Below are 26,272 nucleotides of genomic sequence, written 5' to 3'. Positions count from 1 at the left end.
TGGATGCGGCGCCTCCCCCGTCCGCTCAGAATTTATAGATGACCGACGCCTGGAAGCTGCGCGGCCGCTCCGGCAACACGATCGTGCTGCCGAACAACTCGGTGAAGTTGGCGCGGAAATAGGTTTCGTTGGTCACATTCTTCACCGTGCCGCGGAACAGCCAGCTTCCCGTCTGGAAGGACGCGCCGAGGTCGAGCAGCGTATAGGCGGGCAGCTTCACCGCCTGCGACTGGCCGGAGAAGACCGAATCCACCTTCACGACGCTGCCGCTGAAGGCGAGGCCGTTGTCGAACGAATAGGTCGCGGTCAGCGAGTAGAGATTCTCCGGGATGCCGGCGCGGCGCGAGGCATTCTTGTTGGGGATCGGCACCAGGCCGATCGGCTGGCCGCCCAGATACAGCGCCGGATTGGTCACATTGACCAGATCCTGGATGCCGAAGAAGCTGAACAACGTGCCATCGTTGAGCGCCGTCAGATTATAGACGTTGGTGTGGGTATAGGCGCCGGTGACGAGGAAATGCTTGTCCACCGACCAGCGGAATTCCGCCTCGACGCCCTTGGTCTCGACCGCCTGGTTCACGGTGATCGACTGGATGTTGAAATCGGTGCGCTTCTGTTTGTAGACCGACACGGCGGCATATAATTTGTTGTTGAGGAAGCTGCCCTTGATGCCCGCCTCGCGCAGTTTCGAGGCCGAGACGAAGGTGCCGCCGACCACGTCCGCCGGATAGATTTCCGCGCCCTGCCCGGTGATGACGACCGACTGCTTCGACAGCGTCACATAGGGCACCAGCCCGAACGGCAGCTTGTACGAAACGCTGCCGTTCCACGACCAGGCGCCCTTGTCACCCTTGGCGGCCACCACCGCCGGCGCGATTTCCAGCTTGGCCGGATTGTTGCGCGAGGTGACGTGGATGCTGTCGTAGCGGGCGCCCAGCACCAGATCGAGGCCGAAATCGAAATCGAGATCGGTCAGGCCGGCGAAGCCATAATCGGTAAAGTGGCCCTTGGCGTAATTGGTGTAATTGCAGTCGCATTCCGTCGACAGCAGGCGATCGGACAGCGCGGTATAGCCCTGGGTGAGATCGACGCGGTGGAAGAATTCATAGTTGAAGTCGTCGCCGTGCAGGAACTTCGTGTAGCGGATCGACGGCGAGAGCTGGAAGGAGAATTTGCCCAGATCGGAGGTGACCGTCTTGGACGCGACGATCTTGTCCTCGATCACCCAGCTCTTGTGGAATTGGGAGAAGCCGTAGGCATTCTCGTTGAGGTTATGATAACCATCGTAGAAGAACTGGTTCTTGATCTCCAGATCGTCGCCCGGCTCGAAGATGGTGTCGAAATAGCCGGTCCACGCCTTGTTCTTCAAAACGTCGGTCTCGCCGGTCAGCACGTTCTTGCGGCTGAGCGTGGTCGTGCCGACATTCTGAAGGCTGAGATACGGGTAGGTCGAGGTGAAGCAGGCGTTGGTGAAGGAGGCGGCGAACGGGCTGCCGCCGCCGCAGGCGAAGGAGCCGAACGGGTTGAACACGCCGACCCGGTTGAATTCGCCCTGCGAGATCTGGCCGTCGCCGCTGGTGTCGAGCGGGCGGGCGGTGCCGGTGATATAGGTGCCGTTGTCGACCAGCGCCTGCGTCAGGCGGTTCCAGCCGCCGTTCTGCTGGCCGTCATACTTCTGGTACATGCCGCCGAATTCGATGCGCACGGTGTCGGTCAGCTGATTGTCGAACGCGCCCTGCAGGATCGTCTGGTTGGTCGACATGTTGCGGTAGTAACTGCCGCTGTCCTCGATCTCGGCATACAGGCTGTAGCCGAATTCCGAGCCGCCGATCTTGGCCGGGCCGCGCAGCTGCGCCTTCAGGACATTCTTGTCCCAGCTGCCACGCGTATAGCTGATCTCGCCCTCGGGGCCGGACATCAGCGCGCCGCCCTTCACCCGCGCCGACAGCGGCACGAAATTCATGTAGCCGCCGGTCTTTGACGGGCCGTAGATCGGCGATGCGGGGCCGCGCACGATGTCGATCCGGTCGGACGCGCCGATGGGGGTCGGGTAATTGCCCGGATTGTCGAGGCGGCGGACGCCCCGGAAATAGACCTCGCCCGGCGTGCCGCGAATATCGAGCGCGCCGCCGACGCCGAAGAAGGAGTTGGTGAAGGTGCCCGGCGCCTGCGCGACCAGATCGTAGATGTCGGTGATGCCGAACCGCTCGATCTGCTCCTTGCTGATCGTCGAGGCGGAGCGCGGCGTATCGACCAGCGTCTTGTTGAAGCCGAAGATCGTGCCGACATCCTTGTTCGGCAGCGCGTCGAGCTGGCCGGTGACGACGATCTCTTCGTCCTGGGCGGCCTCCGCGGAGGCTGTCGTGGTCTGCGACCATGCGGGCGCGGCGATCGCGGTACAGCAGAGCAGCGCCGCCGACAGCGGGAGGCGCCTTCGCCGCGCAGCCCCATGCTGCGGCGCAGCGGGAGCTTTTGCGAACGCGGGTCGAGTGTCAGCCATGATGATGTTGCCCCCTGTTATCCGGAAAAGCGCGCCATATCCCCCTGGGCGCCTGTTCCGGCGGTGACTTTCGCTGGCGTCCTCTCCACTTCCGCTTGTTCTGAATGTCGCGTCGCACCATCGTAATGTTGCCGTCGCTTGACTGTAAAGGGAAAGTTGAAAGCTCGTGCCCGACTTGGGGAGGATTGCGCTATCCCCTTGTTTATAGACACGATTTCCAATCGCGGAAAGACGCGGCTTTCCGCCGTCCATCACGATCGTCCGGCCATCGGCGGAATCGCGCGGGAAAATCCGTCGGGGCGATCAATCGCGTGGCCGCATTGCCTCCCCGCGCGGGTTGCGGGAAGGCCGGCATGACCGGACGGGAGAGGAACCTTGGCCACCATGAAGATGCACGAGCGCATCGTCGAACTTCTTCAGGCGGAGGGGATCGACACCATCTTCGGCATCCCCGATCCCAGCTTCTTCGCGATGTTCATGACCGCCGAGGCGCGGGGCATGAACGTCGTGGCGCCGCATCACGAACAGGCCGGCGCGCTGATGGCGGACGGCCTCTATCGGCTGACCGGCAAGCCCGGCGTGATGGGGATCAACAAGGGGCCGGGTGTCGCCAATATCGCGGCGGGCGTGGCCTATCTGGTCAAGGAAAATGTCCCCGCCGTGTTCATCATGGCGCAGCGCCAGCGCGTCTACGAACAGCGCGTCCGGCGCGGCAAGATGCAATATCTCAGCCAGCCGCCGCTGTTCGAAGGCATGATGAAATATATCGGCACGATCGAATATCCCGATCAGGTCGACGAGATTTTCCACGAGGCGTTCCGCCGCGCCACCAACGGCGTGCCCGGCCCGACGATGGTGGAACTGCCCTTGAGCGTCGCGCAGGCGCAGCTCGATCTGCCGCCCGCGCCGCCGCCGCACCGCTATCGCCTCGTCCGCCAGCAGGCCGGCACCGATGCCGTGGCCGAGGCCGCGCGCCTGCTCGGCGAGGCGGAGATGCCGGTGATGCTGGTGGGCCAGGGCGCCTTCGCCTCTCGCGCCCATGCCGATCTGGCGGCGCTGGCCCGCAAGCTCAATTGCCCGATCCTGGCGACCCCGTCGGTCGAGGCGGTGCTGGAGGGGCTCGACGGCCACAGCTTCCCTTATGGCTCGGCCGCCGCGACCGAGGCGGTGGCCAGGGCCGACGTCGTCCTCGCGATCGGCACCGAGATCGGCGAGAACATGCATTACGGCCGGGGCGTCCACTGGGCGAAGGGCAAGGCCGATCGCAAGTGGATCTATATCGAGCGCGACCCGACCGCGATCGGCGTCAACCGCCCGATCGACGTGCCGCTGGTGGGCGACCTGCTCGCCGTCGTGCCGCAGTTGACCAAGGCGCTCGGCGCGCCACGCGCCGTGCCGGCCGAGATGGCGGGTTGGGCCAGGGCGCATGCCGATCAGAAAGCCGCGCTGACCGCGTCCATCTCCACCGTGTCGCAGCCGATCCACACCGGCCGCCTCGCGATCGAGGCGACGCGGGTGCTGCCGAAGGACGCCGTGATCGTGCGCGACGGCGGCGCCTCGTCGATGTGGTTCTCCGCGCTGATGCAGATCACCCCGCGCGATGCGATGTGGAACAGCAATTACGGCGCGATCGGGCCCGGCCTGCCCTATGCGATCGGCGCGCAGATGGCGATCGGGCCGGATCGGCGGGCGGTGCTGCTGACGGGCGATTCCTCGGTACTGTTCCACATCGCCGAGCTGGAGACGGCGGTGCGCAAGAATTTGCCCGTCATCGTGATCGTCGCGGTGGACCATGCCTGGGGCATCGAGGTCGCCTCCTACAAGGCGAATTTCGGCGCCGACACGCCGACGCCGGAGGCCAGATGGTCGCCCGCCGTGCGGCTCGACAAGACGGCCGAGAGCTTCGGCGCCTATGGCGAATATGTCGACCGCGCCGAGGATATCGCCCCCGCCGTCGAACGCGCCATCGCCACGGGCCGGCCGGCGCTGATCCACGTCGAGGTCGATCGCGAGGCCAACAGCACCTTCGTCGGCCTGCCCGGCATGGGCGAATTCCGCACCTGGTATGGCGAGGAAGGCGACAATCTCGGCGTCATCGGCGGCGCGCCCACCGCGACGGCCGCCAAGCCGGGCGAAGCGCCGATGGGGCAGGGCAGCGGTTACTGAGGCACCCGCCCGCCTCTTGGCCCTCTCCCACCTTCGCGGGAGAGGGTTGGGTGAGGGTCTTCTTCTTCTTCAAACCCCACCCGCAAGAAATCCCTTGACAAATAGGAACATTACGTAAACATACGCCATCGTCGAATCGCCAAAGGCCAAGGCGAAACGGCAAGCATCCGCTGACGGGCTTGCCCGCCATCGGAACGACCGGCGCGAAGTCATCCGGTTCACCCCGACGATGCATCGCGACAGGTCCGGCGATTATCTCAGGCGGCCCAGCCAAACCGGCCAGTAGCCCGCAAGGGCGAAAACCCAAGGGGCCACCGTCACCGGACACCCCCAGCGCGGGCCTGCGGCGGCCCGCACCAGTGCTGTAAAAGTCCGCCCGGATGCCCGTGGCAGGACGCGCCGGTCGAAACGCTTCTTCCTACACGACGGCAGAGGTGCGCGCGATGCGATCCTATTTTTTCTTTCCGTCACCCCGGACCTGTTCCGGGGTCCACCGTGCCGCCCACACACCGGCCCGGATGTTCGCGACGCGGTGGAGACCGGGAGAAGAACGGCATGACGGTCAATGACGGCTATCGCCCCAATTTCAGACGTTGAAGATCGAAGCCCCGAAAGCTAATTTGGGCCGGTAGCGGACTGGCGGGTTTCGGAACGCTGTAGTGTGAAAGCCGACTTTCGATATGGAAGTTTACGTGATGGTTGGATGGCCCTGACCGCCCGTACGAGCTCGACGACAAATGCAAACGTGAACCTGTTCCAGCTAGTGCGTAAGCACCCTGCTTGCGACATCGGCGCCCCGCTTTAGTTTCTTCCTATGAACGAGCCCAAACGACATCACTGGTGGCCCGAGGTCCAGTCGGGTCAATGGGCGGGAACAGATGGTATGCTCCATGTCGTGCGTGCCGACGGAACGACATTTCGCGCACCGCCCTCCAAGGTCGGCGTCGAAGGCGAACTCTACACGAGGCTCGATCCGAGCGGCGCCAAAGACCGCGACATCGAGCGCTGGTTTTCGCGTGAGATCGAGACGCCGTTTGCGGGCGCGTTGGCACAGCTGCTTACCTTGGAAGGGATCGAGCGGCGGAAGTTTCCGGGGCACGGTGACCCGGTCAAGCGCAAGGAAGTGCAGGAGTTGGGCTTCATCGTCGGCGACTATGACGAGCGGATGCCGCTGACCGTACCGGTCCGCCATGCGATCGCAAATTACCTTGCGGCCTTGGTTGTGCGCAGCCCGTCCTATCTCACTAAGCTCACCGACTGGCATTGGGCCAACAACGGCACGAGCGGCCTGCCCGTCGATCCCGCGATCTTTCGCGGCTTCGCACTCGAAAATATGCTCTTCCTCTATGATGTGTATCGCGAGGCGATTGCGGGCGGCTATATCAATCTGATGATCGCGGATTGTGGCCGGGAGTTTCTTTTCGCGGACGGCGGCGTGACGGCCCGGGAGCCGTGGAGCAAGCGGCCGATGCCGTTCGATCTTTATGCGCCACTGACCCCCAAGCTGGCCTTCAACGTGCTGCCATTGCCCGACGCCTATACAGGCGGCCTGTGGATATCACGGATCAACGCGCGCGGCGTTGCCCGCTTCAATCGCATGATGCTTGCTGATGCCAAGAGCTTCGTTTTCTCGAAATCGCCGACGCCGCTCGACTTTATCGCGAAGCATCTCGGGGTGCCGGCGCCGTCACCATTCGGGTCGCGCTGGATCGATGGCAGACTGGAGACGAAATATGACCGGAGCCGCGATCGGCCTCTATGACGCCTGCGCGTGGGCATTCCATCCAATAACTTCAGTTCAATCGCTACGAGCATGGTCGGTAGCTTCCGCGCTTAACCAGTGTCGGGACTAACGACCGCTATTGGGGCGCGTAGCTGCCGTGCCTGCAAGGTCATCAAAACGGCAATCAACGACCAAAACCTACCCGCACCGGCCTACCCCGCCTGCTCCCGCACCCACACCGCCACGAACCGCCGCCGGTCGATCCGCCACCCCTCGTCCGTCCGCACCAGATCGTCGTCATACCAGCCGCAGGCGTGGCGCACCGCGCCGCCCGGCGCGCGTGGCATCAGGATCGCGTCGACATAGCAGCGGCTGGTCGCCGCATCGGCGCCGCCCCCGATCACGATGTTGGTGATGCGGTGGAGCGTCTGGCCGAAGGCGTCGTGGCCGCGCGCCATATGGCTCACCAGCGCCTCGCGGTCGATCCAGCGGCCGAAGGCGCCATAGTCCGCCTCCAGCCCCGCCGTGAAGCAGGTCGCCAGCATCGCCCAGTCGCGGCGGTCGATCGCGGTGGCGTAGCGGATCAGCAGCGCGCCGATCGCCGCGTCGCGCTCGATCCGCAGGGCCGGGCTCATGGCCGGGCGGGCTCCTCCAGCAGGCCCGCCGCGCGCAGCGCGTCGCCGACGCCGGCGATATAATCGAGGTGTTCGTCGGCGGTGGCGAAGCCCTGCCCCATCGTGTTGATCGAGGCATGGCTGCCGCCGATGTCCCGCCAGCGGGCGACCGTCTCCACCACCGCCTCGGACGTCTTGGCGCGCAGCATGTTGATGTGCAGCCCGAACGTATCGGGGTCGCGGCCCTCGGCGCGGACGAAGTCGCGCAGGCGCGGCGTCACCTCGAAGGCGTCGGCGGCGCCGTCGGCGAAGATGAAGCCGTCGGCGATGGCGGCGGCGCGCTTGAGCGCCACGTCGGCGAACCCGCCCAGCCAGATCGGGATCGGGCGCCTGGGTTTCGGGTTCAGCGCGGCGCGATCGATCCGGTCGAAGCGGCCCTCGAAATCGACCAGCGGATCGGACCAGAGCGCGCGCAACAGCCCGACCTGCTCGCCGACCCGCGCGCCGCGCGTCGCGAAATCCTGCCCCAGCGCGTCATATTCGATATAATTCCAGCCGATGCCCACCCCCATGCGAAACCGCGCGCCCGACAGCAGATCGAGATCGGCCGCCTGCCGCGCGACGAGCGCCGTCTGGCGCTGCGGCAGGATCAGGATGCCGGTGACGAATTCGATCCGCCGGGTGATCGCGGCAAGATAGGCGAACAGCACGAACGGATCGTGGAAGGGGTGATGTTCGGTATACGGCCCCCACAATTTCGGCTCGCGATCATGCGGGCCGCCGACGACATGGTCGTAGGCCAGCAGATGATCGAACCCCAATTGCTCGACCGCCACGCCGATGCGCCCCACCGCCAGCGGATCGCCGCCGAGTTCGGTCTGCGGATAGATGACGCCGATTTTCATGGGGGATGCTCCGGTGAAAGGGGGGCGGGTCAGCCGCCGGCGAGGAAGCCGCCGTCGACCGGCAGGCAGACGCCCGTGACGAAGCTGGCGGCGGGCGAGGCGAGGAACAATGCCGCGCCGCCGATCTCCACCGGGTCGCCCACGCGGCGCAGCATCAGCCGCTGCTCGAACACCGCCTTCATCGCCGGTTCGTCGAACAAGGGCAGGTTGGTTTCGGTGCGGAAGGGGCCGGGCAGCAGCGCGTTGCAAGTGATGCCGTGCGCCCCGAATTCGGCGGCATGGCTGCGCGTCATCGCGTTCATCGCGCCCTTGGCGATGATATAGGCGCTGTCGCCGGCCCGCGCGAAATCGGCCGCGACCGAACTCATGTTGATGATCCGGCCATAGCCGCCGCGCGCCATCAACGTGGCGGCCTGTTTCGAGAGGGTGAAGGCGGCGACCAGATCGACATCCAGCATGTGGCGCAGCGCGGCGCCGTCGATCTCGGCGATCGGCCGGCGCATGCGGATGCCGACATTGTTGACGAGGATGTCGAGCCGGCCATGCCGCGCCACGATCGCGTCGAGCGCGGCGCTGGCGGCGGCTTCGTCCGAGACGTCGAAGGGGGCGGCACGCGCGGCGATCCCCTCGGCCAGCAGCCGATCGACCGCCGCCTCCACCCGCCCCGCGTCGGTGCCGTTGAGGTGCACCGTCGCACCCGCCTGGCCCAGCGCACGGGCGATCTCCAGCCCCAGCCCGCGCGTCGATCCGGTGACGAGCGCCACCCGGCCGGTCAGGTCGAACGCAAGGGTCACGCCCGGAACCGGGCGATGACCTCTTCGGCGTACCAGGCGGCGTTTTCGAGGAAGCCGGCGCGGCTGGGGGCGGGCAGCGGGGTCCACACCCAGTTCGCCCCGGCCTCGTGCAGCTGGTGGACCGCTTCGAGGAACTGGTCCGCCTCGGCCCGGTCGAGCGCCTTGGGCGTCACCGGCGGGCGCGGGGCGATGTCGAACGGGCCGGTCTGGCCATATTCCTCGCGCAATTCGCGCAGCCGCGCGGTCTTTTCCGCGAAATGCCGCATCGACACGACCGACGCCTTCATGATGATCGGGTCGTTGGTCGGCACGCTGAAATGGGGGATCCAGCCGTCGCCCAGCCTGGCCGCGCGCACGATCGCCGCGTCGCTGCCGCCGCCGATCCAGATCGGCGGGGTGGGCGACGGCACGGGCCGCGCCTCGTTGCCCGTCGCGTGGAAATAGCGGCCCTGCTTCACGATCGGGCCGCCCGCCCACACCTGCCGGATCGTCTCCAGCGCCTCGTCGGTCAGCGGCCCGCGTTCCTTGAAGGGCACGCCCAGCGCCTCGAACTCGGCCTTCTGATAGCCGATGCCGACGCCCAGCATCAGCCGGTTGTCGGACAGCACCGCCAGGGTCGAGGCGGCCTTGGCGGTGAGGAACGGGTTGCGATAGGGCAGGACGAGGACGTTCGTGTAGACCTTCAGCCGGCTCGTCATCGCCGCGACGAAGGCGAGCGCGGTGAAGGGATCGACGCAATCGTGCCCCGTCGGGTCGCTGCGCAGCCATTCGGCATCGGGGATGGGATGTTCGGAGGTCGAGACCCCGTCGATCCCCAGCGCCTCGACACCCTGCGCTAGCTCGCGCACCGCCGCCATCGACTGGAATTCGCCGGGCGGGCTGATGTGGCCGATCGGCAGGGGCACCCCGAACTTCATGCGACGATCCCCTGCGCCGTATCCCGATCCACCGGGCGCATCACCAGCGCACCGTCGTCTGGATCACCACCTCGCGCGGGCGGTTGAAATTGCCGACATATTGGTTGGCGTTGCTGCTGCCCGACCAGCCGTTGGCGTTGAGCATGTAATAGGAATTGGTCAGGTTGCGGCCGATCACCGCCACCTCGATCGGGCCGTCCTGCGGGCCGAGGTGGATGCCGCCGTTGACCAGCCAATAATCCTTCTGGAAACCGCCCGGCGCATAATCGGTCGCCGTCTGGAACGAGCCGCTGTGCGATGCCGAGGCCGACAGCTTGAGATCCCAGCCGGGGATCAGATCGGAATCGTAATCGGCGCCGACCTGATAGGTGAATTTCGGCGCGCGCAGCAGCGCCTTGCCGGCGAGATCCTGCCGGCCGGACACGCAGCCCTGCGCCGCCGTCTGCCCGACATAGCAAGGCGCCGTCGGGAAGCTGGTGTAGCGTGCCCGATTGTAGCCGAAATTGCCCGAAAGGCTCAGGCCGCGCACGGCCAGCCAGTTGAACGAGCCCTGCACGCCCTGGATGCGCGCCGAGGCGGCATTCTGGAGCGTGAAGTTGATCGTCTGCGAATTGTAGGAGACGACCTGGAGGTTGCGGTAATTGTAGCGATAGCCGACCACGTCGAAACGCAGCTTGCGATCGAACAGGGTCGCCTTGTAGCCGCCCTCGAAACCCTTCACCTTTTCCGGCTCGAACTGGAGGCCGTTGTTGGCGACGACGGTGGTCAGCTGGAACGGGGTGGAGATGCCGCCGCCCTTGTAGCCGGTCTTGTACGCCGCATAGACGGTGTGGTCGCGGCTCGGTTTCCACGTCAGCGCCGCTTCCGGCGAGACGTTGCTGTCCGAGAAGCGCGATTGCAGCAGGCGGCCGGCGGCGAACAGGGCGCGGCCCGTCGCGCTGTTGGGGTTGTTGTCGATGTTCATCAGCCGGGCGCGCTTCTCGTCATAGCTCCAGCGCGCGCCGCCGCTCAGCTCCAGCGTCGGAACGATCGCCCAGGTCGCCTGGCCGAAGGCGGAGTAATAATCGCCCGCCGTGGTGGTATCGATGTTCGAGGTGGAATAATTGTTCGCCAGCGGGTTGAACACGTGGAACAGGTCGGCCGAGTTGAAATAGGGCCGGTTGAAATGTTCGTAATAGATGCCGGCCATCAGGTTGATCGGCCCGTCGAAATCGCTGTTGGCACGGATTTCCTGCGTGAGCAGGCTGTATTTGTCGCGCGTGGTGGCGAAGATCGTGGCGAAGGGGCTCCAGTCCGATACCGCCATGAACTTGACCAGCTGTTCGTAATAGCCACTCGTCGTCGAGAGCGAGAAATTATCGAACTTCTTGGTCATCGTCAGCGAGACGAGGCCCAGATCGGAATCGAGATAGGGCTTGCCGCCATTGGCATAAGGGAAGTTGGCGGCATATTGCGCGGCGACGCCGCCGTGCGATTTCACCCGATCCTTGGCGCAATCGCCATTGGGGATGGGGATCGTGCCCAGCAGTACCGGCGTCACCTGCCCGTTGATGCAGAAGGGTTCGCTGTTGCCGTTGGAGGCGTTGCGGCGCTGGCGGTTGAGAAGCAGCTTGAGCTTCGCCTCGAAACCGTCGCTGGGAGTCCAGAACAGGGTGAGGCGGCCGGCATAGTCCCGGCTGGAGGGGCCGCGATCGCCGTTGATCGCGCCCGGATCGATCACGGTGGGGTTGATGATGTCGCGCACCACCGGGGCGATATTCTTGATATAGCCCTTCATCGTGCTGATCCGGTAGGCGAAGCGTGCCTTCAGCGCGTCTGTAAGCGGGCCGGAGATGGCGCCTTCGCCAAAGGCCTGGTCGGACACGAATTCATAGCCGGCGGTGCCATAGGCCTCGAACCGGTTGGTCGGGTCGGCGGAGCGCAGGGAAATCACGCCGGCAGGAGAGTTCTTGCCGAAGAACAGGGCCTGCGGGCCTTGCAGCACCTGCACCGAGGCGAGATCGAACACGGCGGCGGTGACGACCTGGCCACGGCTGAGCGGCACGTCGTCGATCTCGACGGCGACGCTCTGGTCCAGGCCGGAATCGTTGCTCGCCGAGCTGACGCCGCGGATCGTGAGCAGCGCGCCGGTCCCCGAGCCGCTCTGCGAGATGCTCACCTGTGGCGCGAGTTCGCCGACCTTGGCGAGATCGCTGGCGAGGTTGTTCTGAATCTGCACGCCGCTGATCGCGGTGACGGCGACGGGCACGCTTTGCAGCGTCTCCTCCCGCTTGCGGGCGGTGACGACGATGTCGCCGAGCTGGTCGCCGGGGGCGGAAGCGGCGGGCGCCGGGGCGGGCGCCGTCTGCGCGGTCGCGGCTTGCGCGGTCACCAGCAACGTCGCCGCGCTGCCGAGCCATGCCATTTTGAATGCGGTGGTCATCATCTGTCTCCCTGTTGCCGTGGGCCGGGTCTGATGCCCGGCTCCCGATCGCGACGCGGGGCTTGGCCCCCACGCCAACGTCCGCGTGCATGCCGCGTCGATCGGCGCGCTTATGCCTGAAGCAGCTGGAGAAACGGTTGCGAAAACGGCGGTTTACCGCCGATATCGCCCTGCCGATGTCTGCGCTTTCCGGCTTCAGCCGAACAAGGCGTCGGGCGCTTCCAGCCGGTCGCGCAGGTCGGCCAGCCAGCGGGCGCCGGTCGCGCCGTCGATGATGCGATGGTCGCAGGTCATCGTCAGCGTCATCATCGTCTCGGCCACGAAACCGCCGCCGCGCGACACCACCCGCTCCTCCGCCGCGCCGACCGACAGGATGGCCGACTGGGGCGGATTGATGATCGAGCCGAAGCTCGACACGCCGAACATGCCGAGGTTGGAGACGGTGAAGGTGCCGCCGACATAATCGTCGGGCTGGAGCCGGCCGATCCGCGCGCGGGCGGCCAGGTCGCGGGTCTCGGCGGAGATGTCGGTCACGCTCTTGGTGTCGGCGGCGCGCACGATCGGCGTCATCAGCCCGCCGTCGGTCGCCACCGCGATCGAGATGTCGGCGTGACGGTGCGCGACCAGCCCGACCGGCGTGAAGCTGGAATTGACCGCCGGCAGCGCCATCAGCGACGCGGCGCTCGCCTTGACGAGCAGGTCGTTGACCGAGACGCGCGCGTCATGCCCGGCATTCCAGCCCTTGCGCGCCGCCAGCAGCGCGTCGAGCCGGACGTGCATCGTCAGCGGAAAGGACGGCACCTCGCGCGCGGCCTCGCCCAGCCGCTGGGCGATGAACTTCTGGATGCGGGGCGTGGGCTTCAGCGCATAGGTGTCGCGGCGGATGCCGAGGGCTTCGAGCTGGGCGACGATATCGTCGGCGATCGGCTGGTTCATGCCAGGTCCGCGCCTTCGAGGCGCGCGGCGGCCAGCTTTCGCAGCTCGCTCGACTTGATCTTGTTGCTGCCGGTGGTGGCGAACTCCTCCTCCCGAAAGAAGAGGATGCGGCGCGGCACCTTGTAGCTGGCGAGCTTCTGCTTGGCGAAATCGCGGATCGCGGTGTCGCTCGGTGCCTCTCCGGCGAAGGGGATCACGCAGGCGACGACGATCTCGCCCAAGGTCTCGTGCGGCACGCCCACGGTCATGCTGATCTTCACGCCGGGGCAGGCGGCGATCACCTCGTCGATCTCCAGCGGGGAGACGTTGGCGCCGCCTGTCTTGATGATGTCGGTCAGCCGGCCTTCCCAATAGAGGCGGTTGCCTTCGTCGACGTAGCCGCCGTCGCCGGTGCGGAAGAAGCCCTCGCCGTCGAGCGTCTCGTCCAGCGGCACGCCGATATAGCCCAGCATCAGCGTCGGCCCCTTCACCGCGATCTCGCCGCGCTCGCCCATCGGCACGACCGCGCCGGTGATCGGATCGACGATCTTGAACGCATTGCCCGGCTGCGGCTCGCCATGGCTGCGGTTGATCCGCGCGACCGGCGTGCCCGAAGGGAAGATCGAGCTGATCGTGAAGGTCTCGGTATTGCCGTACGCGGCGACCGGCTCCTGCCAGTCGGTCGCCACGGTCGGGTGGCGGCCGAGCGGCGTATCCCGGCCGACGAACTTGAGCGCGCTGAGATCGGTGGCGGCGAAGGAGGGTGCGTCGGCCAGCTGCTTGGACTGGTGGGGCCAGCACACCGGCATGGTCACGCGCTCCATCTCCATCAGGCGCAACGCTTCGTCGGCCGCGAAGGTCGATTGCAGGACGAGGCTGCCGCCGCTCGACAGCGTGCCGCCCAGCCCCTGCGCGAAATTGCCGGACCAGAAGAAGCCGTTGGCCGACCAGCAGCGAAGCGGTTCAGCGATGTTGTAGATGCGCCGCCAGCGCCAGAGCTGGAGGCAGACGCCGCGATGCGCGTTGAGGATGCCCTTGGGCTTGCTGGTCGAACCGGAGGAGAAGAACAGCAGGCCGGGATCTGCCGGCGCGACGGTGGCGGCTGTCGCGTCGATCAGGCTTTCGGGCACCGCCTGCCCGCGCTTCAGAAACGCCGCCCAGCCCTCGATCGCGCCCGCGCCGTCGCCCGCGCCCGGCCCGGTCATCGCCAGATGACGCAGGAAGGGAAAGGCCAGGCTCTCGACCGCGCCGGGGGCGGCGGTGGCGATCTCGGGCACCAGATCGGCGAGGATCGCGGCGAAATCCTTCTTCAGCACATGCCGTTCGAGCAGCACGACCGAGCAGGCGGAATCCTTGAGCAGATGGACCAGCTCGGCCGGCGTTGAGAAGGTGCTAAGACCGACCGCCACGCCACCCGCCAGCGCCGTGCCGAAGGTGGCGGAAAGCCATTCGGGCCGGTTGGTCATCAGCACGCCGACGCGCGTACCCTTGCCGACCCCGCAGGCGACCAGCGCACGCGCCACCGCCACCGCCTCGGCCCACAATTCGGCATAGCTCCAGCGGGTCACGCCGCCGGCCTCGTGCATCACGAGCGCTTCGTTGTCGGCGTAGCGGGTCGCCACCTCGCGCAGATAGCCGCCGAGGGTGAGGGCGCCCAGGCCCTGTTCCTCCGCCAGCGGCAGCCCGTGGATGATCGACGGGCGGGCGCCCGTGCCGGACCCGATCTCTTCGGCCATCATCGCCTCCCCCAGTCAGATCGGGCCATGCCCGCGTCGTTCGGCTGGCCGGCCCCTCATGCGCGCGGGGGGCCGTGCCGCCGATCCGTCCCTCGGTCTCCGGACCTCAGCGATTGACGTCCACGACGTATCGGCCGCGCACCGTGCCATCCATCAGCTTGCCCGCCGCCTCGATCGCTTCGGCCAGGCCGATGTCGGTCGCGATCGTCTCCAGCGCGGCGGGGTCGAGATCGCGGGCGAGCCGCTCCCAGGCCTTCAGGCGCGGCGCCTTGGGCGCCATCACGCTGTCGATGCCGAGCAGGCTCACGCCGCGCAGGATGAAGGGCATCACGCTCGACGGGAAATCGGAGCCGCCGGCCAGACCACAGGCCGCCACCGCGCCGCCATAACGCGTCGCCGCGCAGATGTTGGCGAGCGTGGTGCTGCCGACGGAATCGATCGCGCCGGCCCAGCGCTCCTTTTGGAAGGGCTTGCCGGGGGCGGACAGCTCGTTGCGATCGACGATCGTCGTCGCGCCCAATTCCTTGAGATAGGCTTCCTCGGAGGCCTTGCCGGTCGAGGCGGCGACGGTGTAGCCGGCCTTCACCAGCAGGGTGATGGCGAAGCTGCCCACGCCGCCGGTGGCGCCGGTGACGAGGATTTCGCCCGCCGCCGGATCGACGCCCTTCTGCACCAGCGCCTCGACGCACAGGCTGGCGGTATAGCCGGCCGTGCCGATCGCCATCGCCTGGCGCGGGGTGAAGGCGGCGGGCAGCGGCACCAGCCAGTCGCCCTTCAGCTTCGCCTTCTGGGCGAGCCCGCCCCAATGGCCCTCGCCCACGCCCCAGCCGTTCAGCACGACCTTGTCGCCGGCCTTGAAATCCGGGTTGCTGCTTTCGGAAACCGTGCCGGCCAGATCGATACCGGGCACCATCGGGAATTTCCGCACGACCGGCCCCTTGCCGGTGATCGCCAGGCCGTCCTTATAGTTGAGCGTCGAATATTCGACGTCGATCGTGACGTCGCCGTCGGGAAGCTGCGCCTCGTCCAGCTGGGTCAGTTCGACCTTCAGGCCGGCATCGGTCTTGTCGATCAGGATAGCGGAAAACATGGGGCAATCGCTCCGAAAGCTGTGCAAGCCCCCGGCTGATGGAAGTGCGGGGAGGGCGAGTCAAATCCGCCGCCGCCGCCGCAATCCACATATCTGCCCCGCGATGTTTGGCTATTCGCCCGCGATCGGCGGCGCCCCGCCGCGCTTCTTCACCCGATCGAGCACGTCGGGATAATGTTCGGCGCGCATCGTGCCGAACAGCGACAGGCGCAGACATTCGTCGGCGAAGCGCTGGGCGAGCGCGCCGCGCCGGTCGGCCGCGTCGCCGCGCGCCTCGGCCCATACCGGCCACAGGAAGGTGCCGGCCATCATGATGACGGTCAGCGCCTCGGTATCGATGCCGGGCTGCGCCAGATCGGTCGCGGCGAAGCGGTTGATCGATTCCAGATATTCGCGCCAGAACACATCGCTGGAGGGATCGGGCGAGGCCAGCACGGTCAGCAGCCAGATGCGGCACAGCGCAGGATTGGCCATGGCGAAACCCGCCATCCGGTCGCTCAGCTCGGCCACGTCGACCGTCTCGACCGGGCGGCCGCGCACCTGTTCGGGATCGCCGAACACCGCGCGATAGAGTTTCCACGAGACCCATTCGGTGGTCGCCCTGACCAGTTTCTCGCGCGTCTCGAAATGCTGGTAGGCGGTGCCGCGATTGACGCCGGCGAGATGCGCCACTTCGGACAGGCTCAGCCCCTCCGGCCCGTCCTGCGCCAGGCGGACGCAGGCGGCCTCTAGGATCGCTTCGCGCGTCGCCTGGGGATCGCGCGCGCGCCGCTTGCGTGCCGTTGCCGCTATGTCCATGTCGCTCCGTCGCATGCCTGTCCGCCCCTCCATAACGACAGGAAGGCGCGCGCGACAAGGAAGGCGGGCCCGCGCCGAAACCGCCGGGGCGATGGGATCGGCGGCTCGATTGACCCCTTCGACCGACGCTGCCTAGCACCCTGACCCAAAAGGGGAGGATCGGCGATGGCATGGATCGAGGTGGGCGGCATCGGCATCGCCTATGACGTCATCGGCGAGGGCGCCGAGACGGTCGCGATCACACCGGGCGGCCGCTTCGCCCGCGACACGCCGGGGGTGCGCCCGCTCGCCGAGAAACTGGCGGCGGCGGGCAAGCGCGCGCTGATCTGGGATCGGCCCAACACCGGCGAATCCGATCTGTGTTTCGCGGGCGAGACCGAATCCTTCCAGAATGCCGATGCGCTGGCCGGGCTGCTCCGCGCGCTCGATTTCGGGCCGACCTATGTGGTGGCGGGGTCGGGCGGATCGCGCGAGGCGCTGATGACGGCGATCCGCCATCCCGAGATGGTGCGCCGCCTGTTCGTCCTGTGGATCAGCGGCGGGGGCGTGGGGCTGGGCAGCCTGCCTTTCTCCTACTGCCACCAGTCCGCGATGATGGCGGCTTACGGCGGCATGGCGGCGGTCGCCGAGCTGCCCGACTGGGCCACCCAGATCGCCCGCAACCCCGGCAATCGCGACCGGCTGCTCGCGCAGGATCCGATGGCCTTCATCGCGATCATGAAGCGGTGGGCCGCCGCCTTCTTCCCCGGCCCCGATTGCCCCGTGCCCGGCATCACCGCCGCGCAACTCGGCGCGCTGAACATCCCGGTGACGGTGCTGCGCAGCGGTCTCTCCGATGTCCACCACCCGCGCGAGACCAGCGAGGCGGTCCACGCCCTCATCCCCGGCGCGACCCTCGCCGAGCCGCCGTGGGGCGACCGCGAATGGATCGAGCGGCTGTTGAATCAGGGAAGCGGCGCGGGCCTCTTCGCCAGCTGGCCGATGCTTGCCGAGCAGATTGTGGCGTTCGAGCGGGGCTAATCGGCCGAAGAACATCGCCGCGCCGATACTCGCGGGGCGGCGCGCGCGCGCGGCTTGAGAAGCCCGCCGGTTTGCCCGAACCTCCGCGCGACAGGATGCGTCCGGCCCCTCGCGCGGCAGGGATGCGCTGGCGAACAGGAGAGGCGTATTTGATGCTGACCAACAGCCACCACCCCGATGCGGCGACGCAGGTCGAGATGTTTCGCCGCATGGCGCTGCTCAAGGCCAATGACGAACGCAGCCGCAAGGTCGTCACCGCCGGCCGGCTGGCGATTCCCTATTACAGCTATCGCGGGCAGGAGGTGATTCCGGCGGCGATGTCGGTGAACCTGACCGACCAGGATTATCTCTGCACCATCTATCGCGGCATCCATGACGTCATCGCCAAGGGCACGCCGCTGAAGGCGGTGTGGGCGGAGATCGCGGGCCGGGTGAACGGCACCTGCAAGGGCAAGGGCGGCCCGATGCACCTGACCTATCCGTCGAAGGGCGTGATGGTGACGACGGGCATCGTCGGCTCGTCGATGCCGATCGCCAACGGCCTCGCCTGGGCGGCGCAGCTGTCGGGCGACGGGCGGGTCGCGGTCGCCACATTCGGCGACGGCGCGTCGAACATCGGCGCCTTTCATGAATCGCTCAATCTGGCGTCGGTGTGGAAGCTGCCGGTGATCTTCCTGTGCTCCAACAACCGCTGGGGCGAGCATACCGCTTATGGCAAGACCACGCCGGTCGCGCGCATTTCCGATCGCGCGGCCGCTTATGGCATGGCCGGCATCCATGTCGACGGCAACGATCCGCTGGCGATGTACGCCGCCGCCCGCGAGGCGGTCGAGCGCGCCCGCGCGGGCGAGGGGCCGACCCTGATCGAGGCGATGACCTTCCGTTTCCACGGCCACGTCTTCGGCGATGCCGATCGCTACATGGACAAGGCCGAGAAAGCCAAATGGGTCGCGGCCGATCCCTATCCCGCCTTCCGCGCGCGGCTGATCGCCGAGGGGCTGGCGAGCGAGGAAACATTGGCGGGGTTTGAGGCCGACGCCGAGGCGCAGCTCGACGAAGCGGTCGAATATGCGCTGGGCGCCGAATTTCCGGGGCTCGAGGAATTGTCCACCGACGTGTTTGGAGAGGCGGCATGAGCGATACGCTGCTGGCGGAAAAGCCCGCCGAGAAGACTGCCAAGCCGATCACCGTGCTGGAGGCGCTCAACCAGGCGCTGGCCGATGCCATGGCCGAGGACGACACGATCCTCGTGCTGGGCGAGGATGTGGCGGACCCGGAGGAGGGCGGCGTCACCGGCGTGACGCGCGGGCTTTCCACCCGCTTCGGCGACAAGAGGGTACGCTCCACCCCCATTTCCGAACAGGCGATCATCGGCGCGGCGATCGGCGCCAGCCTCGCCGGCTACAAGCCCGTGGCCGAAATCATGCTGATGAACTTCACCACGGTCGCGATGGACATGATCGTCAACCATGCGGCGAAACTGCGCTACATGTCCGGCGGGCAGACCAACGTGCCGATCGTGATCCGCACGATGACGGGGGCGGGCTTCTCCACCGGCGGCCAGCATGCCGATTTCCTTGAGGCGTGGTTCGCCCACACCGCCGGCATCAAGGTGGTGATCCCTTCCAATTCGGCCGACGCCTACGGGCTGATGCGCTCGGCGATCGACGATCCCGATCCGGTGCTGTTCGTGGAGAACATGCCCAATTACTGGACGCCCTATCCCCGTTTCGATCCCGGCCATCGCGTGCCGATCGGCAAGGCGCGGGTCGCGGCCGAGGGCAGCGACATCACCATCGTCAGCTATGCGCGGATGATGAACGAGGCGCAGGGCGCCGCTGCCAGGCTGGCGGAATCCGGTATCAGCGTGGAACTGATCGACCTGCGGACGATCGCGCCGTGGGATCAGGAAACCGTGCTGGCGTCGGTCGCCAAGACCGGCCGTTGCCTCGTCGTGCATGAGGCGGTGGTGCCCTTCGGCGTCGGCGCGGAGATCGCGGCGGTGGTGTCCGAGAAGCTCTTCGGCAAGCTCAAGGCGCCGGTCGGCCGGGTCGGCGCGCCGTTCAATCCGGTGCCTTTCTCCAAGCCGCTGGAAGACGCCCACATCCCCAACGCCGCCCGCATCGCCGACGCGGCCCTCGCTCTCGTCAAGGGACATAGCAACTGATGGCCACCGAAATCCTGCTCCCCAAGATCGGCTTCTCGATGAACGAGGGGGTGCTGGCCGAATGGCTCGCGGAGGACGGCGCCAGCGTCACCGAAGGCCAGCCCTTGTTCCTGCTGGAAGCCGACAAGTCCGCCAACGAGGTGGAGGCGCCGGCCAGCGGCACGCTGCGGATCGGCGCCGAGGCGGGCGAGACCTACACCGTCGGCGCCGTGCTCGGCACGATCGAGTAAGCGGGCGCGGGCTGTCGTGCCGGACCGAGGCTTCCGGCTGACGATACGACCCTATAGTTTCGGCAGCAGCACCTTGCCGTTGCGGTCGCTGTCCAATGCCCAGTGCCGGCCCACCGCCACCATCGGCAGCCCGCCGTAGAGGTGGGGGAAGAGCGCGCCGCCGCGCGAGGGTTCCCAGCGGATGTGATTGCCCACCGCCTTCAGATCGACTTCGAGCAGGATCAGGCCGACCTGCCCCTCGAAATGCTTGTCCACCGTGCCGCGCAGTTGCTCGGCGGTGGAAAGGTGGATGTAGCCGTCGTGGATGTCCACGGGGGCGCCCGAGAAGAAGCCGTTGGTCTGCAGCCTGTTCCACTGTTCCGCCGTCATCACCTTATAGGCGATCTCGGCCTTCTTCTCGTCCGCCATCCTCTGCCTCCAAAAATCGGCTGTTCTCAGCCTTCTCCGCCGTCGGCGGCATCGTCGCCGATGGTCGCGTCATTCTCGCCGTCGCTGGTCGCCAACGCACCGTCGCCCAGATGGGTCTCGGCCTCGTCCTCGCTTTCCTCGATCCGTGCGGCGCCCACGACATGCTCGCCGTCCGCCACATGGAACAGCCGCACGCCGGCCGACCCGCGCCCGATCACGCGCGTGTCGCCCACCGACATGCGGATCAGCTTGGCCTGATCGGTGACGAGCATCAGCTGCTCGCCCTTGTGCGCCGGGAAGCTGGCGACGACCGGGCCGTTGCGGCCGAGATTGTCGATATTGGTGATGCCCTGACCGCCACGGCCGATGCGGCGATATTCATAGGCCGAGCTGCGCTTGCCATAGCCGTTGGCGCAGACCGTCATGATGAACTCCTCCCGCTCGGCCATTTCGGCGACGAGGGCGGGGTCGAGATCGGTGGCACGCTCGCCTTCCTTCCACGGCGCGGCGCGCAGATAGGCTTCGCGCGTCTCGGTGTCCTGATCCCATGGCGTGCTCTTCAGGATCGACAGTGAGATCACCTCGTCGTCGCCGAGCAGCTTGGCGCCGCGCACGCCGGATGCGGTGCGGCTCTGGAACTCGCGCACGTCGGTCGAGCGGAAGCGGATCGCCTTGCCGTTGCGGGTGGCGAGCAGCACGTCATCCTCTTCGGTCAGCAGGGTCACGCCGATCAGCCGGTCGCTCGTGTCCTCGCTCTCGTCGTCGGTGCCGAAGCGCATCGCCAGCTTGCCGGCGGTGCGGATGTTGGTGAAGGCATCCATGGAGTTCCGGCGGACCAGCCCCTTGGCGGTCGCGAACAGGATGTGGAGATTGCCCCACTCCGCCTCGTCCTCGGGCAGCGGCAGCACGGTCGAGATCGTCTCGCCGGGCGCCAGCGGGAGGAGGTTTATCATCGGCCGGCCGCGCGCCTGCGGGGCGCCTTCGGGCAGGCGATAGACCTTCTTGCGATAGACCTTGCCGTGGGTGGAGAAGAACAGCACCGGCGTGTGCGTCGAGGTGACGAACAGAGCGGTGACGGCATCCTCGTCCTTGGTGCCCATGCCCGAACGGCCCTTGCCGCCGCGCCGCTGGGCGCGGAAGGCATCGAGCGGGGTGCGCTTGATGTAGCCGCCGAGCGTGACGGTGACGACCATGTCCTCGCGCTCGATCAGATCCTCATCGTCGATATCGTCGCCGGCGGGCGCGATCTCGGTCTTGCGGGGGGTGGCGAAGGCCGCGAGGATCGCGTCCAGCTCCTCGCCCATCACTTCATAGAGGCGGCCGCGATTGCCCAGGATGAAGAGCAGCTCGCCGATGACGGTCGCCAGCCCCTCCAGCTCGTTGCCGATCTCGTCGCGGCCGAGCGCCGTCAGTCGGTGCAGGCGTAGATCGAGGATCGCGCGGACCTGCGCTTCGGACAGGCGATAGGCGGTGCCGTCGCCGCCGACATGCTCGACCGATTCGACCAGCTTGATGTAGGGCGCGATCTCGGCGACCGGCCATTCGCGCGCCAGCAGCGCGGCGCGGGCCTCGGCGGGCGAGGACGAGCCCCGGATGATCCGCACCACCTCGTCCAGATTGGTGACGGCGATGACGAGGCCGAGCAACAGATGCGCCCGCTCGCGCGCCTTCAGCAGCTCATATTTCGAGCGGCGGGTGATGACTTCCTCACGGAAGGAGACGAACGCCTGGATGATCTCCTTGAGGCTCAGCACTTCCGGCCGGCCGCTGCGCAGCGCCAGCATATTGGCCGGGAAGCTCGTCTGCGCCGACGTGTGGCGCCACAGCTGGTTCAGCACCACCTCGGGCGTGGCGTCGCGCTTCAGCTCCATCACGATGCGCACGCCGAAGCGGTTGCTCTCGTCGCGGATGTCGGAAATGCCCTCGATCCGCTTGTCTTTCGCGGCCTCGGCGATGCCTTCGACCAGCCCGGCCTTGCCGACCTGATAGGGGATTTCGGTGAGGACGATGGCGCGCTTCTCGCCGCGCCCTTCCTCGATCACATGGCGCGAGCGCATGATGATCGATCCGCGCCCGACGGTATAGGCGTTGCGCGCGCCGCCCCGGCCGAGGATGAGGCCGCCGGTCGGGAAATCGGGGCCGGGCACGATCTCCATCAGCTCTTCCAGGCTGATGAGTTCGCCGCCCAGCACTTCCTTGGCGATATACGCCTTACAGGCGGCGATCACTTCGCCCAGATTGTGCGGCGGAATGTTGGTCGCCATGCCGACGGCGATGCCGCCCGCGCCGTTGACCAGCAGATTGGGGAAGCGCGCCGGCAGCACGGAAGGCTCGTCGCGCGACCCGTCGTAATTCGGCTGGAAGTTGACCGTGTCCTTGTCGATATCCTCCAAGAGCGCCATCGCCGCCTTGGAGAGACGCGCCTCGGTATAGCGCATCGACGCGGGCATATCCGGGTCCATCGACCCGAAATTGCCCTGGCCGTCGACCAGCATGACGCGCATCGCCCAATCCTGCGCCATGCGGGCCAGCGCCATGTAGATCGAGCTGTCGCCGTGCGGATGGTAATTACCCATCACGTCGCCGACGATCTTGGCGGATTTGCGATACGGCCGGCCGGGGACGAAGCCGCCTTCCTGGCTGGCGTAGAGGATGCGGCGGTGGACCGGCTTCAGGCCATCGCGCACGTCGGGCAGCGCGCGCGCGACGATGACCGACATGGCATAGTCGAGATAGCTCGACTTCATCTCGTCGACGATGTTGATGGGCGAGATGTCGCTGTTCTCGATGGTCGGCGGGACGCTGGCCAAATCTGGGTTCCGGTGATGCTAGGATGAAAGGGGGCTATCTAGTCCCGCAGCGAGGCGAACGCCAGCCCTCGCGTACGCACGTACGCGTACAGGCGCGCGGGCGCGGCGTTCAGGCGGTCGCGAGGATGGTCAGCACCAGTTCGCGGCGGGCGACGAAGCCCAGCCGCTCGTACAGCGCGACCGCCGCCGCATTGCCGGGATAGCAATGGAGAAAGGGCGTCTCGCCGCGCGCCGCGATGCGATTGGCGATGAAGGCGGTCAGCGCGCGCGCCAGCCCCCGGCCGCGCGCGTCGGGGTGGGTGCAGATGCCGCTGACTTCGCTCAGGCCGTCCATCCGCATCCGCTCGCCCGCCATGGCGATCAGCCGCCCGTCCTGCTTCACCCCGACGAAGGGCGAGAGGCGGTGGGTCAGGTCGTGGAACGGGCCGGGCACGGTGAGGTGGGCGAGCGCCCGCATCGCCGGGGCGTCGGCCTCGGTCAGCGGCTCGGGCTGGAAATCGGGATCGGCCGGCGCGGGGGTCTCGGCGACCATCTGGAGCAGACCGGCGGAGCGGGTGACGATCGTGCCCGGCGGCGGCGCGAGCGCCAAATCGTCCACCAGCCACAGCGCGCCACCGGGCGGGATCAGGGCGGGCAAAGCGGCGAGGGCAGCCTCGCTCCGGTCTGGCGTGGCGGCGAAGGGGCCGTAGGCGGGGTCGAGCCGCAGCGCGCGGGCGTCACCCTCGGCCAGATGCGCCCAGCCGCTCGTCAGCGCCGACCAGATCGGCCGGTCGAGCGGGCTCAGCCCTTCACGAAGCGCCATGTCGTCTCGTCCGATCCGTCCGCCACCCAGCGATAGCCGTCGCTGTCGAAGCCCTTGAGGTCGTCGGCGCTCTCGGGGCGATGTTCGGCGATCCAGCGCGCCATCATGCCGCGCGCCCGCTTCGCGCCGAAACTGTTGAAGCGCAGCCCCTTGGGGCCATCCTCGCGGAAATCGATCGTCAGGATGCGCGCGCCCTTCGGCGGGGCCTGCGCCACGACATGCCAATATTCCTGGCTGGCGAGGTTCACGATCAGGCCCGATCCGTCGGCTTCGAGATCGTCTGCCAGCAGCTTGGAGACGCGATCGCCCCACCAGCCGTAGAGATCCTTCTTTCGCCCCGGCGCCCAGCGCGTGCCCATTTCCAGCCGGTAGGGGCGGATGCGATCGAGCGGACGCAGCAGGCCGTACAGGCCGGAAAGGATGCGGACATGATCCTGCGCGAAGGCGACCCCGGCTTCTTCGAGGCTCTTCACCTCGAAGCCGATATAGACGTCGCCGGCGAAGGCGTAGATCGCCGGCCGCGCCTCGGCTTCATCGAAGTGCCGGAAGCGATCGACGTTCAGCTTGGCCAGTTTCTCCGAAATCCCCATCAGCCGGATGAGCTTGGGCGCGGTGAGTTTCGCCGCCGCATGCGCCAGCACCTCCGCCTCCGGCCCGAAACGCGGTTCGGTCGGGTCCAGCGGCGGGAGGGGGCTCTGATAGTCGAGCGACTTGGCGGGGCTGATGAGCGCGAGCATATCCGGCCGCTATCACCGCTTGAGGCGGCGTTAAAGCCGGGTTCAGCGCGGGATCGGCATGGCAAAGGCTGTTCGGCGCGCTTGCTAAGGGAACAATGCTCGGCTTAGACCGTCGCCCCGGATGAGCGGGCGCTTCCCCCTACGCGCGCCCGATGAGGAGGCTTGAACTGATGAAACCGGTTTCGACATTCGCTTTGGGCCTGGCGCTCGCGCTTGGCACGGCCGCCGTCGTCGTGACGCCCGCCACCGCCGCCAAGAAGGAAGAGCCGGCCAAGGCGAAACTGACCCCCGCGGTCCAGAACGCCGCCGCCGCCGCGCAGAAGGCGATCGCGGCGGGCGATTTCCCCGGCGCCGCCGCGCAGCTCACCACCGCCAAGGCGGCGATCGTGAGCGACGACGACAAGAACGTCGTCGGCACGCTGATGGTGCAGAACGGCCAGAAGTCCAACGATCAGGCTTCGGTGCGCGACGGCGTGAACCTCATGCTGGAAAGCAACAAGGCCAGCGCCAACGACCAGGCGGTGCTCTACGGCCTCAAGGGCCAGTTCCAGAGCCAGGCCAAGGATCTGGCCGGCGCCGAGGCTTCCTATCTGAAGGCGCTCGAGGTCGGCTCGACCGAGCCCAACATGGTCCCGCTGATCGTGCAGACCAAGAGCCAGCAGGGCAAGACGCTCGACGCGCTGAACTTCCTCAACGCCGAGATCGCCAAGAAGCTGGCGGCTGGCCAGACCGTGCCGAACGACTGGTTCGCGCGCGGCATCAACGACGGCTATGCCGCCAAGTCGACCGCGCCCGATTTCGCCGCGACCAAGGACGCGACGATCTCGCTGACCGAAAAGTGGGTCGGCGCCTATCCCACCAAGAGCAACTGGCGTGACACGCTGGTGATCTATCGCGACATGAGCCGCCTGCCGGCCGACGCCGAGCTGGACGGCTATCGCCTGCTCCGCACGATCGGCGGCCTGAAGGGCGAGCGCGATTACATGGACTACGTCTCGTCGGTCTATCTGCGCTACCCGGCGGAGGCCAAGGCGGTGCTGGACGAGGCGGTCGCCGCCGGCCAGATCAACCTGGCATCGAACAAGGGCGCGTCGGAGATCAACACGCTGGTCGCCGGCAAGCTCGCCGCCGACAAGGCGTCGCTCGCCGCCGGTGCCAAGGGCGCCGCGACGGCCGCCAACGGCAAGGCGGCGATGAGCACGGCCGACGCCTATCTCGGCTATGGCGAGTGGCAGAAGGCGATCGATCTCTACAAGGTGGCGATCAGCAAGGGTGGAGTCGATCTCGACATCGCCAACCTCCACCTCGGCATGGCCCAGGCCCGCGCCGGCCAGGCCGCCGAAGCCAAGACGACCCTAGCCAGCGTGAAGGGCAGCCGCGCCCAGCTCGCCAAATTCTGGCTGGTCTATCTGGACCACCCCGTCACCGCCTGATCCCGGCGATCACGGGTTGAGAAAAGGGCTCGCCGGGCGACCGGCGGGCCTTTTTCCTGCTCCGTGCTCCGGCGAAGGCCGGAGC

The 26,272-nt window shown here is 67.1% G+C and carries 21 protein-coding genes; 7 read left to right on the top strand and 14 right to left on the bottom strand.

The features are described from left to right. Positions 1 to 25: 25 nt before the first annotated feature. Positions 26 to 2,500, bottom strand: a complete 2,475-nt coding sequence (locus PQ455_RS15610; protein ID WP_273687015.1) for a TonB-dependent siderophore receptor — start codon at positions 2,498 to 2,500, stop codon at positions 26 to 28. A gap of 384 nt (positions 2,501 to 2,884) precedes the next feature. Between PQ455_RS15610 and PQ455_RS15605 the strand changes: the two genes are divergently transcribed. Both PQ455_RS15605 and PQ455_RS15600 read left to right on the top strand, forming a co-directional pair. Continuing rightward, positions 2,885 to 4,666 carry a thiamine pyrophosphate-binding protein gene (locus tag PQ455_RS15605; RefSeq protein ID WP_273691401.1) on the top strand — a complete coding sequence of 594 codons (1,782 nt, stop codon included), beginning with the start codon at positions 2,885 to 2,887 and terminating at the stop codon, positions 4,664 to 4,666. 883 nt (positions 4,667 to 5,549) lie between these two features. Further along, on the top strand, positions 5,550 to 6,428 hold the full coding sequence (locus PQ455_RS15600) for a DUF4238 domain-containing protein (RefSeq protein WP_273687014.1): 879 nt from the start codon (positions 5,550 to 5,552) through the stop codon (positions 6,426 to 6,428). Positions 6,429 to 6,601: 173 nt separating this feature from the next. Here the strand turns inward: PQ455_RS15600 and PQ455_RS15595 are convergent, their stop codons facing one another. The 9 genes from PQ455_RS15595 to PQ455_RS15555 all read right to left on the bottom strand — a co-directional run bounded on the left by PQ455_RS15595 (position 6,602) and on the right by PQ455_RS15555 (position 16,580). Further along, complete coding sequence (locus tag PQ455_RS15595; RefSeq protein ID WP_273687013.1) at positions 6,602 to 7,024, bottom strand: nuclear transport factor 2 family protein; 423 nt, start codon at positions 7,022 to 7,024, stop codon at positions 6,602 to 6,604. Further along, positions 7,021 to 7,908: an LLM class F420-dependent oxidoreductase gene (locus PQ455_RS15590; RefSeq protein WP_273687012.1), complete on the bottom strand. Its 888-nt coding sequence runs from the start codon at positions 7,906 to 7,908 to the stop codon at positions 7,021 to 7,023. The genes PQ455_RS15595 and PQ455_RS15590 overlap by 4 nt, the downstream gene beginning before the upstream one ends. Positions 7,909 to 7,937: 29 nt before the next feature. Next, a complete protein-coding gene (locus PQ455_RS15585) occupies positions 7,938 to 8,702 on the bottom strand; it encodes an SDR family oxidoreductase (protein WP_273687011.1) in 765 nt (254 codons plus the stop codon). Next, positions 8,699 to 9,619, bottom strand: coding sequence for a TIGR03619 family F420-dependent LLM class oxidoreductase (locus tag PQ455_RS15580; RefSeq protein ID WP_273687010.1), 921 nt, complete (start codon positions 9,617 to 9,619; stop codon positions 8,699 to 8,701). Before PQ455_RS15580 ends, PQ455_RS15585 begins: the two co-directional genes overlap by 4 nt. 40 nt (positions 9,620 to 9,659) lie before the next feature. Continuing rightward, positions 9,660 to 12,041: a TonB-dependent receptor gene (locus tag PQ455_RS15575; RefSeq protein ID WP_273687009.1), complete on the bottom strand. Its 2,382-nt coding sequence runs from the start codon at positions 12,039 to 12,041 to the stop codon at positions 9,660 to 9,662. A 195-nt stretch (positions 12,042 to 12,236) separates the two neighbouring features. Further along, on the bottom strand, positions 12,237 to 12,977 hold the full coding sequence (locus PQ455_RS15570) for a 2-oxo acid dehydrogenase subunit E2 (protein WP_273687008.1): 741 nt from the start codon (positions 12,975 to 12,977) through the stop codon (positions 12,237 to 12,239). Then, positions 12,974 to 14,692 (bottom strand): class I adenylate-forming enzyme family protein, encoded by a 1,719-nt coding sequence (locus PQ455_RS15565; RefSeq protein ID WP_273687007.1) that lies wholly within the window; start codon positions 14,690 to 14,692, stop codon positions 12,974 to 12,976. The genes PQ455_RS15570 and PQ455_RS15565 overlap by 4 nt, the downstream gene beginning before the upstream one ends. Positions 14,693 to 14,798: 106 nt before the next feature. After that, complete coding sequence (gene acuI, locus PQ455_RS15560; RefSeq protein WP_273687006.1) at positions 14,799 to 15,782, bottom strand: acrylyl-CoA reductase (NADPH); 984 nt, start codon at positions 15,780 to 15,782, stop codon at positions 14,799 to 14,801. Between the two features lie 111 nt (positions 15,783 to 15,893). Continuing rightward, positions 15,894 to 16,580 carry a TetR/AcrR family transcriptional regulator gene (locus PQ455_RS15555; RefSeq protein ID WP_273687005.1) on the bottom strand — a complete coding sequence of 229 codons (687 nt, stop codon included), beginning with the start codon at positions 16,578 to 16,580 and terminating at the stop codon, positions 15,894 to 15,896. 165 nt (positions 16,581 to 16,745) lie between these two features. On the opposite strand from PQ455_RS15555, the gene PQ455_RS15550 reads away from it, so the two are divergent. From PQ455_RS15550 to PQ455_RS15535, 4 genes are all read left to right on the top strand, one after another. Further along, positions 16,746 to 17,600: an alpha/beta fold hydrolase gene (locus PQ455_RS15550; RefSeq protein ID WP_273687004.1), complete on the top strand. Its 855-nt coding sequence runs from the start codon at positions 16,746 to 16,748 to the stop codon at positions 17,598 to 17,600. Between the two features lie 152 nt (positions 17,601 to 17,752). Then, entirely contained in the window at positions 17,753 to 18,736 is a 984-nt protein-coding gene (locus PQ455_RS15545) for a thiamine pyrophosphate-dependent dehydrogenase E1 component subunit alpha (protein ID WP_273687003.1), read from the top strand. Beyond that, positions 18,733 to 19,767: an alpha-ketoacid dehydrogenase subunit beta gene (locus PQ455_RS15540; RefSeq protein WP_273687002.1), complete on the top strand. Its 1,035-nt coding sequence runs from the start codon at positions 18,733 to 18,735 to the stop codon at positions 19,765 to 19,767. The genes PQ455_RS15545 and PQ455_RS15540 overlap by 4 nt, the downstream gene beginning before the upstream one ends. Further along, positions 19,767 to 19,997, top strand: a complete 231-nt coding sequence (locus PQ455_RS15535) for a lipoyl domain-containing protein (protein WP_273687001.1) — start codon at positions 19,767 to 19,769, stop codon at positions 19,995 to 19,997. The genes PQ455_RS15540 and PQ455_RS15535 overlap by 1 nt, the downstream gene beginning before the upstream one ends. 51 nt (positions 19,998 to 20,048) lie before the next feature. Here PQ455_RS15535 and PQ455_RS15530 read toward each other — a convergent pair whose 3' ends face one another. The 4 genes from PQ455_RS15530 to yaaA form a co-directional block, all read right to left on the bottom strand. Further along, positions 20,049 to 20,405 (bottom strand): DUF952 domain-containing protein, encoded by a 357-nt coding sequence (locus PQ455_RS15530; RefSeq protein WP_273687000.1) that lies wholly within the window; start codon positions 20,403 to 20,405, stop codon positions 20,049 to 20,051. Between the two features lie 26 nt (positions 20,406 to 20,431). After that, positions 20,432 to 23,215, bottom strand: coding sequence for a DNA gyrase subunit A (gene gyrA, locus PQ455_RS15525; RefSeq protein WP_273686999.1), 2,784 nt, complete (start codon positions 23,213 to 23,215; stop codon positions 20,432 to 20,434). A gap of 109 nt (positions 23,216 to 23,324) precedes the next feature. Beyond that, complete coding sequence (locus PQ455_RS15520; RefSeq protein WP_273686998.1) at positions 23,325 to 24,017, bottom strand: GNAT family N-acetyltransferase; 693 nt, start codon at positions 24,015 to 24,017, stop codon at positions 23,325 to 23,327. Continuing rightward, positions 23,996 to 24,754, bottom strand: coding sequence for a peroxide stress protein YaaA (gene yaaA, locus PQ455_RS15515; protein WP_273686997.1), 759 nt, complete (start codon positions 24,752 to 24,754; stop codon positions 23,996 to 23,998). The genes PQ455_RS15520 and yaaA overlap by 22 nt, the downstream gene beginning before the upstream one ends. A 170-nt stretch (positions 24,755 to 24,924) precedes the next feature. Here yaaA and PQ455_RS15510 point away from each other — a divergent pair, with 170 nt between their 5' ends. Continuing rightward, positions 24,925 to 26,187 carry a hypothetical protein gene (locus PQ455_RS15510; RefSeq protein ID WP_273686996.1) on the top strand — a complete coding sequence of 421 codons (1,263 nt, stop codon included), beginning with the start codon at positions 24,925 to 24,927 and terminating at the stop codon, positions 26,185 to 26,187. Positions 26,188 to 26,272 lie beyond the last annotated feature (85 nt).

The organism is Sphingomonas naphthae (genome assembly GCF_028607085.1).
In the GTDB taxonomy this organism is placed as follows: domain Bacteria; phylum Pseudomonadota; class Alphaproteobacteria; order Sphingomonadales; family Sphingomonadaceae; genus Sphingomonas_Q; species Sphingomonas_Q naphthae.
The sequence above is the reverse complement of the archived record's forward strand: the minus strand, read 5'-3'. Positions and strand labels throughout refer to the sequence as shown.